We start from the raw sequence: 6,359 nt of genomic DNA, 5'->3' as shown, positions 1-6,359 counted from the left end.
GGCCGCGACTGGTACAGCGCGACCGCGTCCGCCTTGAACTGCGGCGGATAGTTCTTCATGGCCACGAGATGTCCGTTCTCAGATCCTCAGGATCCAGTGTCTCGTGTGTCCAAGATCCGGGGTCAAGGCCCGTGTTCGGTCACTGATGATGTACGCGGTCGGCGCCGTGGCGGTCCTGTTCGCGGAGGACGTTGGCCAGAGTGTCGCGGCTGATGACCGTGTGAGGGTGCTCGGGGCCCAGGGTTCGGGTCCGGCCGTCCAGGGCGATGCGCAGTTCGGCTTCTGCCTCGTCGAAGAGGCCCGAATCCGCGAGTGTGACGGCGAGATTGTGGTGGCTGCGGAGTGTCTCTGGGTGGTCGGGGCCCTGTATCCGGGTGCGTGCTTCCAGTACATGGCGGTACTCGAGGGCTGCCTCTTCGTTGCGTCCCATGCCGGACAGCGCGACGGCCCGGTTGTTCCGGCTGGTCAGCGTGTAGGGGTGCTCGGGCCCAGCAGTCGTGTGCGGGCTTCCAGGACTTCGGCGTGTTCGGCCTCAGCCTCCTCGTACCGCTCCAGTTTGCGCAGCAGTATGCCGAGGTCGTTGCGGCTCTCCAGGACGTTGAGGTGCTCGGCGCCCAAGGCGCGGATCTGGATGTCGAGGGCGGTGCGCGCCTGGGTCTCTGCCTCCTCAATCCGGCCCAGACTGACAAGTACATCGGCGAGCACGCGTCGGGTCTTGTTGGTTCTGGTGTGCTCGGGCCCTAGGAAGCGGGCGAGGCCTTCCAACGCGGCGCGCAGTTCGGCCTCGGCTTCCTCGCTCCGGCCCAAGGAAGCCCGCCTGCCAGTTGGCTAGTCGGCACTCGCTGGGTCGGTCCGTTGGCCGGCCGCCAGGTTGTCCTCCACCCGTTCGAGGCCGTGGAGGAGCACCCGGCGCTCCTCTTCCGTCATCCCGCCAGTGGTCATCTCCTCCAGGTCGGCCCAGAGCTTCTCGACCTGAAGGCGAAGCGCCATGCCGGCGGGGGTGGTCTCGACGAGGGTGGCCCGCCCGTCGCTGGGGTCGGGCCAGCGGCGGACGAATCCGGCTCGTTCCAGGCGCTGGACCGTCCGGGTCATCGAGGCCGAGTCGGTATCGAAGGTCGCCGCGAGGTCGGACTGCCGCCGCGGGCCCGTGTCCCACAAGTGCATCATCAGCAGCTCGTGACCGGGGTGCAGGCCCAGGTCCCGGAACAACTGGCGGGCTCGCATCACGTGCAGCCGCGTCACTCGGATGAGGGCATTGCTGATGGGGCCGCTGGCCGCAGCTGTGGGCGACGCCACGCGCCCTCTGCCCTCCCGCGCCGATGTCATCCTCGCATGATAGCTGTTCCGGACAGGGGCAAGGCCCCCCGCCCGCCACCCCCTACCGTGGCCGACTTCCGGGGTCGACCCGAGATGCATCGATCGCTGTCTGCGACAGGCACGAGAAGAATTCTGCCGGGATGGGAATGGATGGTGGCTCCGGTCTGGTTACCTGTCTCGAACAGCTAAACCACTGGAGCAGGGAAGCGATCGAGGTGAGTGTTCTGCTGACACGAACAACCGGATTCGTGGGCGGCCCCGTACTGCGGGTGCTGCTGGAGCACGGACGCATGGCCGTGGCCGTCGTACGCAACGCCGAGTCAACTGCGAAAGCCGATGGAGCCGGGGCCGAGCCGATCATCGGCGGCATCCGGAACCCTTCGCGCGCTCGACGACTTCGCCGCGTTGCAGTACCGGGCCAGACCACAAAGGTCCTCGCCGACTTGAGCATCGCCCCGATTGCCGACCCCCGGCCCGACAAGAAGCCGGTCGCCACCACCTGTGTCCAGGCCCTCTAGCCGGACGCCGGTCACCCACCCCAACTGGAGTACATGATGAAAGCCATTCAAATGACCGCACAAGGCGGCCCGGAGGTCCTGCGTCTGGTGGACCTGCCCGATCCGCAACCGGGTCCGGGACAGATCCTGATCCGTGTCGAGGCTGCCGCGGTGAACTTCTCCGATGTCATGCGCCGGCGCGGCGACGACTACCCCGTTCCCACGCCGTCGCCGTTTGTCCCTGGCGCGGAGGTGTCCGGCACCGTCGTGGCCCTGGGAGAGAACGTTGACGGTCCCGCCGTGGGCACGCCCGTGTTCGCGATGGTCGGCGCGGACGCGTCCGGAGGGTACGCGGAACTCGCCGTCGCCTTCGCTCCCAATGTGATCCCCATCCCCCCGGGGCTTGAGCCCGACGCGGCGGCGGGCATCGTGGTGGCGGGGCTCGCCGCGACCGTGATGCTCACCGAGACCCTCGGCATCAAGGAGGGCCAGAGCGTGTTCATCCCGGCCGCGGCCGGCGGCGTGGGCGGATACGCGGTGCAGATCGCCAAACTCCTGGGCGCCGGCAACGTCATCGCAGGAGCGAGCACGGAGGCGAAGCGGCAGATCGCCCTCGACTTCGGCGCCGACCACGCCATCGACTACAGCGATCCCAACTGGGTGAAGACGGTCAGGGATCTCACCGGCGGCACGGGCGTCGACGCGGCGCTCGAGATGTCCGGCGGTGACCGGCTGAGCGAGTCCCTCGGGCTCCTCGCGCCCTTCGGCAGCCTGGTCGTATTCGGGTCGGTCAGCGGAACCCCCGGCCGGCTGGACGAGACCGCCATCCTGCCGTGGCTCTACGACCCGGCCCCCAACCAGTCGGTGGTGGGTTTCAACCTCGGCCCGTGGTTCGAGCTGCGGCTGCCGACCGCGATCGCGGCCCTGCAGCAGCTCATCGAGTGGGTCGGCTCGGGACGGGTCCGCGTACCGGCCACACGCGCCTTCCCCCTGGCCGAGGCCGCCGAGGTGCACCGTCTCCTGGAAAGCGGGGCCACCACGGGCAAGCTGATCCTCAAGCCCTGAGCCAGTACGCATCACCGTCCAGTCGGCGCACCCTGTGTACGGGCTGCGGGCTGCGGGCTGCGGGCTGCGCGGCTGTGTGCGGCGCTGTTGTACTGCCGAGGAGCCCGACCGCTCCTGCGAGTCCTTGCGGTCCCCGCGCGCCCAGCGCTGGAAGTGGGTGCCCTGCCCGCACGGTTGCGGCTACGTCGACCGGCCGGAGATCCGTCCGAGCGTCGTGTACGGACTGTTCCCGCAGCTCACCCCGAATCAGTGCCGAAGGGCCCGGGTCACCTCGGTGACCTGGGCCCTTCGGGTTGTCGCACTACGGCGACGGCGGCGGGCGCGCGCTCCCGCGCGGGCGGGTCTCGCTTCCGGTCCCGGTTTCCGGGCGCGGAGCGTCGTGCGGCGGTGCGGCGGGGTTAGGCCGCCCCTGGGTTCCGGTTCCGCCGTACCCCGGGCCGTGGCGAGCGGCGCCCGGAGGTCACCTGGTGAGGTGGACGGTCAGCCTGGCGTGTGAGGAGTCGATGTTGACGCCGTCCATATAGCCACGGGCGTCGCGGTAGGCGCCGGTACCGCCGGTGATCGCGAGCGTGAACCTGGTCGGGAAGCTGACGATGAACGGCGCGAAGCCCTGCAGGGTGATGTCGCCCTGGGCCAGCCGGAGGGTGGATTCGCACTGCCGCAGACTCTTCTGGAGGCTGACGACGGTGCAGACGAAGCCGCCGGTGCCCACCTTGCGACCGTTCTGGAAGAAGTCCGAGAAGCCGATGGCCTCGTCACCGAGGCTCATGCCCGGGCCACCCACGTCGATGGCGGCGAATTCCCTCACGGAGTCGTCCAATTTGATGACCTTCTCGCCGTCACCATGCGGGCCGGGGTCGCGGTCCGGGGAAGTGGCCTGCGCGAGCGGTCCGTAGGCGAGGACCGCGGCGAGCGCCGTGGCCGCGACCGGCGCCATTGCCGTGAAACGACGCATCGTGCGTCTCCTTCGAGCTCGATGGAGTGACAAGCGGCAATTAATCCCACTTATCACTTCATTCATGGCTCAATCGGAAGCCCGGTACATCAGGCGCGCATCGGCTGAGCAGAAAGACGACCCGATCGGACGCGGGGCCGGATCCACGTCGGATCCTGACATCCCGTCTGTAGGACGGCATATCGTTCGGTCTCGCTCCCGATCAGAGAGCATGCGCCGATAGCCTGTGTGCGGCGGCCCGAAGAGGCCCGCGCAGACGGCCGAGAGGCCCTACCCCAGGGGGGTAGGGCCTCTTCGATTCGCAAGGCCGATGTCGCCCTACTTCGTCCAGCGTTCAACGAAGTGGGGAGTTTCAACGAGCGCCCCGCGCGATACCCACCGGGGCCGCCCTGGGTCAGGCGCTGCGGCGGCGGGGGGCGAGTGTGCCCCGGGTGACGGTGCCCGGCCCGGAGCGGGCATTGACCCGGTCGACGACCGGGTCCAGGCGGCGCCGGCTGTTCTCCTGCCCGGGGTCGAGGCTGAGCTGCTGTGGTGTGCCCGCCGCGTCCACCGGGTGCTCGACGCGGACTCCTGCGCACCCGGGCCCGCTCCAGGCCGAGACGTTCGAACACTGCCATCGCCGCGTCCCGCAGGTCGTCGGTGGACGCGCTCGGCTCGGCCAGGGTCCGGGACCGGGACATGCTGCTGCCACCGGAGAAGGACACGCCGAGAGCGATGCCCCGGGCGACCTGACGGCGCTCGCGGAGCTGATGGGCCAGGTCCACCACGGCGTCGGGGATCTCGGTGCGCACCAGGTACGGGTCGAGGGTGTCGCGGTCCAGGGCCGTACGGCTACTGAATGAAGATCATCGCGGCGGCGCCGAGCAGGTCGACGACGAAGCACCACTCCGCCCACGCCCGGGGGACAACCGCCTTGGTGCGGTGGTGGAGCAGATCCCAGGCGGCGTGCCCGAGCCAGCCGGTTGCCAGGACGTACCTGAATCGCTCCGGGTTCGGTGCAGAGCGCTGAACCTTGGAAGGATGCGCTCATGCCGGCGCAGAGGAAGTACCCAGCGGAGCTGATCGAGCGGGCCGTGCGGATGGTCGCCGAGAAGCAGAGGCAGTCCCCGGGGCGGTCGGGGAGCATCCGGGAGGTCGGAGATCTTCTCGGGATTCATCCCGAAGCCCTGCGGCACTGGGTGAAGAAGGCCGAGGCCCAGGCCGATCCGCAGGTGGCTGCCGCCCAGCAGGAACGTGAGCGGATCAGGGAACTGGAGAAGGAGGTCACCGAGCTGCGGCGGGCGAATGAGATCCTCAAGGCCGCGGCCGTTTTTTTCGCCTCCGAACTCGACCCGAAGCCACCGCGTTGATCCGTTTCATCGATGCTCACGGCGAACGGTTCGGCGTTGAGGCGATCTGCCGCACCTTGACCTGGGCCGGCACCCCCGCCTCGGCCTCCACCTACTACGCGGCCAAGCGTCGGCCTCCCTCGGCGCGGTCGGTGCGCGATGCCGAGTTGACCCAGGAGATCCGCAGGATCCATCAGGTCAACTGTGGCGTCTACGGGGCGCGGAAGGCATGGCATCAGTTACGGCGCGAGGGCACCGAGGTCGCGCGGTGCACCGTTGAGCGTCTGATGCGCCAGGCAGGCCTGGCTGGAGCGGTCCGCGGACGACGGATAGGGACCACCTTGCCGGGCAAGGATGGGCGCCGGGCAGGGTCGCACCGATCGCATCGACGAGGCCAGCGTGGGCGTCGGAGACGACGAGTTGGACGCCGGTCAGGCCGCGGGCGATGAGCGAGCGCAGGAAGGTCAGCCAGCCGGCGCGGTCTTCGGCGGTGGCGACGTCCAGGCCGAGGTTTTCGCGGTGTTTGTCAGTGTTGACGCCGACCGGGATCAGCGCGTGGACGTTGATGATGCGGCCGTCTTCGCGGACCTTGTGGGTCAGTGCGTCGACCCGGACGAAGGCATGCGGTCTGGCGTCCAGGGGTCGGTTGTGGAAGGCGGTGACTTGTTCGTCCAGGTGCTTGGCCATTGCGCTGACCTGGGACTTGCTCAGCTGGGTGACGCCGAGGGACTCGGCGAGTTTCTCGACCCGGCGGGTGGACACCCCGAGCGGGTAGGCGGTGGCGACCACCGAGATCAGGGCCTGTTCGGCGCTGCGGCGGCGTTCGAGGAGCCAGTGGGGGAAGTAGCTGCCGCTGCGGAGTTTGGGGATGGCCAGCTCGACCGTGCCGGCCCTGGTGTCCCACTCGCGCGGGCGGTATCCGTTGCGGTGGTTGACGCGTTCGTCGCTGACCTGCCCGTATTCGGCGTTGCAGAGGGCATCGGCCTCGGCGGACATGAGCGCGTCGGCGAACGTCTTGACCATCGCGCCGCTGCCGGGACGGCGCCGAGAAGGGCCTCTGGGCCCCCTTGTGGCCCCCGGACGCGGCCCAGGCCGCCGGCCGTGCCCGCGATGCCCGTGCGCCGCGCCCGTGCCCGCGGGGGGGGCACGGAAAAGCGCCGGTGGGCGGGGCCGTGATCACGGCCCTGCCCACCGGCG

General features: G+C 69.4%; 9 protein-coding genes and 2 pseudogenes. 4 read left to right on the top strand and 7 right to left on the bottom strand.

From position 1 onward, the window contains the following. Window positions 1–139 precede the first annotated feature (139 nt). Genes PV350_RS43335 through PV350_RS43325 form a run of 3 tightly spaced genes read right to left on the bottom strand, consistent with a single transcriptional unit; the run spans window position 140 to window position 1,242 of the window. A complete protein-coding gene (locus tag PV350_RS43335; protein WP_500338871.1) occupies window positions 140–430 on the bottom strand; it encodes a tetratricopeptide repeat protein in 291 nt (96 codons plus the stop codon). A gap of 35 nt (window positions 431–465) precedes the next feature. Next, window positions 466–807 carry a tetratricopeptide repeat protein gene (locus tag PV350_RS43330; protein WP_500338870.1) on the bottom strand — a complete coding sequence of 114 codons (342 nt, stop codon included), beginning with the start codon at window positions 805–807 and terminating at the stop codon, window positions 466–468. 21 nt (window positions 808–828) lie between these two features. Beyond that, window positions 829–1,242: a MarR family winged helix-turn-helix transcriptional regulator gene (locus tag PV350_RS43325; RefSeq protein ID WP_500338869.1), complete on the bottom strand. Its 414-nt coding sequence runs from the start codon at window positions 1,240–1,242 to the stop codon at window positions 829–831. A gap of 215 nt (window positions 1,243–1,457) precedes the next feature. Between PV350_RS43325 and PV350_RS43320 the strand changes: the two genes are divergently transcribed. Both PV350_RS43320 and PV350_RS43315 read left to right on the top strand, forming a co-directional pair. Continuing rightward, window positions 1,458–1,835: a hypothetical protein gene (locus PV350_RS43320; protein ID WP_500338868.1), complete on the top strand. Its 378-nt coding sequence runs from the start codon at window positions 1,458–1,460 to the stop codon at window positions 1,833–1,835. A 51-nt stretch (window positions 1,836–1,886) separates the two neighbouring features. Further along, window positions 1,887–2,879 (top strand): quinone oxidoreductase family protein, encoded by a 993-nt coding sequence (locus PV350_RS43315; protein ID WP_500338866.1) that lies wholly within the window; start codon window positions 1,887–1,889, stop codon window positions 2,877–2,879. A 460-nt stretch (window positions 2,880–3,339) separates the two neighbouring features. Here PV350_RS43315 and PV350_RS43310 read toward each other — a convergent pair whose 3' ends face one another. The 3 genes and pseudogenes from PV350_RS43310 to PV350_RS43300 all read right to left on the bottom strand — a co-directional run. Then, window positions 3,340–3,834: an allene oxide cyclase barrel-like domain-containing protein gene (locus tag PV350_RS43310; RefSeq protein ID WP_500328272.1), complete on the bottom strand. Its 495-nt coding sequence runs from the start codon at window positions 3,832–3,834 to the stop codon at window positions 3,340–3,342. Window positions 3,835–4,228: 394 nt separating this feature from the next. Further along, window positions 4,229–4,384 carry a hypothetical protein gene (locus PV350_RS43305; protein WP_500338874.1) on the bottom strand — a complete coding sequence of 52 codons (156 nt, stop codon included), beginning with the start codon at window positions 4,382–4,384 and terminating at the stop codon, window positions 4,229–4,231. An 82-nt stretch (window positions 4,385–4,466) separates the two neighbouring features. Then, window positions 4,467–4,625, bottom strand: a pseudogene (locus tag PV350_RS43300) (DinB/UmuC family translesion DNA polymerase); the annotation flags it as partial. A gap of 237 nt (window positions 4,626–4,862) precedes the next feature. Here PV350_RS43300 and PV350_RS43295 point away from each other — a divergent pair. Beyond that, complete coding sequence (locus PV350_RS43295) at window positions 4,863–5,183, top strand: transposase (RefSeq protein WP_500338865.1); 321 nt, start codon at window positions 4,863–4,865, stop codon at window positions 5,181–5,183. Window positions 5,184–5,314: 131 nt separating this feature from the next. Next, a complete protein-coding gene (locus PV350_RS43290) occupies window positions 5,315–5,611 on the top strand; it encodes an IS3 family transposase (protein ID WP_500338873.1) in 297 nt (98 codons plus the stop codon). On the opposite strand, the pseudogene PV350_RS43285 reads toward PV350_RS43290, so the two are convergent. Further along, window positions 5,520–6,176, bottom strand: a pseudogene (locus tag PV350_RS43285) (IS256 family transposase); the annotation flags it as partial. The gene PV350_RS43290 and the pseudogene PV350_RS43285 overlap by 92 nt on opposite strands. Window positions 6,177–6,359 lie beyond the last annotated feature (183 nt).

Source organism: Streptomyces sp. PA03-6a, assembly GCF_033792765.1.
In the GTDB taxonomy this organism is placed as follows: domain Bacteria; phylum Actinomycetota; class Actinomycetes; order Streptomycetales; family Streptomycetaceae; genus Actinacidiphila.
This window is presented reverse-complemented; position numbering and strand designations above follow the sequence as displayed.

What these genes read in the sequence shown, in the direction of transcription:
- PV350_RS43335 (WP_500338871.1), bottom strand. Translation starts at nt 430, where the DNA reads ATGGGACGCAACGAAGAGGCAGCCCTCGAGTACCGCCATGTACTGGAA.
- PV350_RS43320 (WP_500338868.1), top strand. Translation starts at nt 1,458, where the DNA reads ATGGGAATGGATGGTGGCTCCGGTCTGGTTACCTGTCTCGAACAGCTA.
- PV350_RS43315 (WP_500338866.1), top strand. Translation starts at nt 1,887, where the DNA reads ATGACCGCACAAGGCGGCCCGGAGGTCCTGCGTCTGGTGGACCTGCCC.
- PV350_RS43310 (WP_500328272.1), bottom strand. Translation starts at nt 3,834, where the DNA reads ATGCGTCGTTTCACGGCAATGGCGCCGGTCGCGGCCACGGCGCTCGCC.
- PV350_RS43295 (WP_500338865.1), top strand. Translation starts at nt 4,863, where the DNA reads ATGCCGGCGCAGAGGAAGTACCCAGCGGAGCTGATCGAGCGGGCCGTG.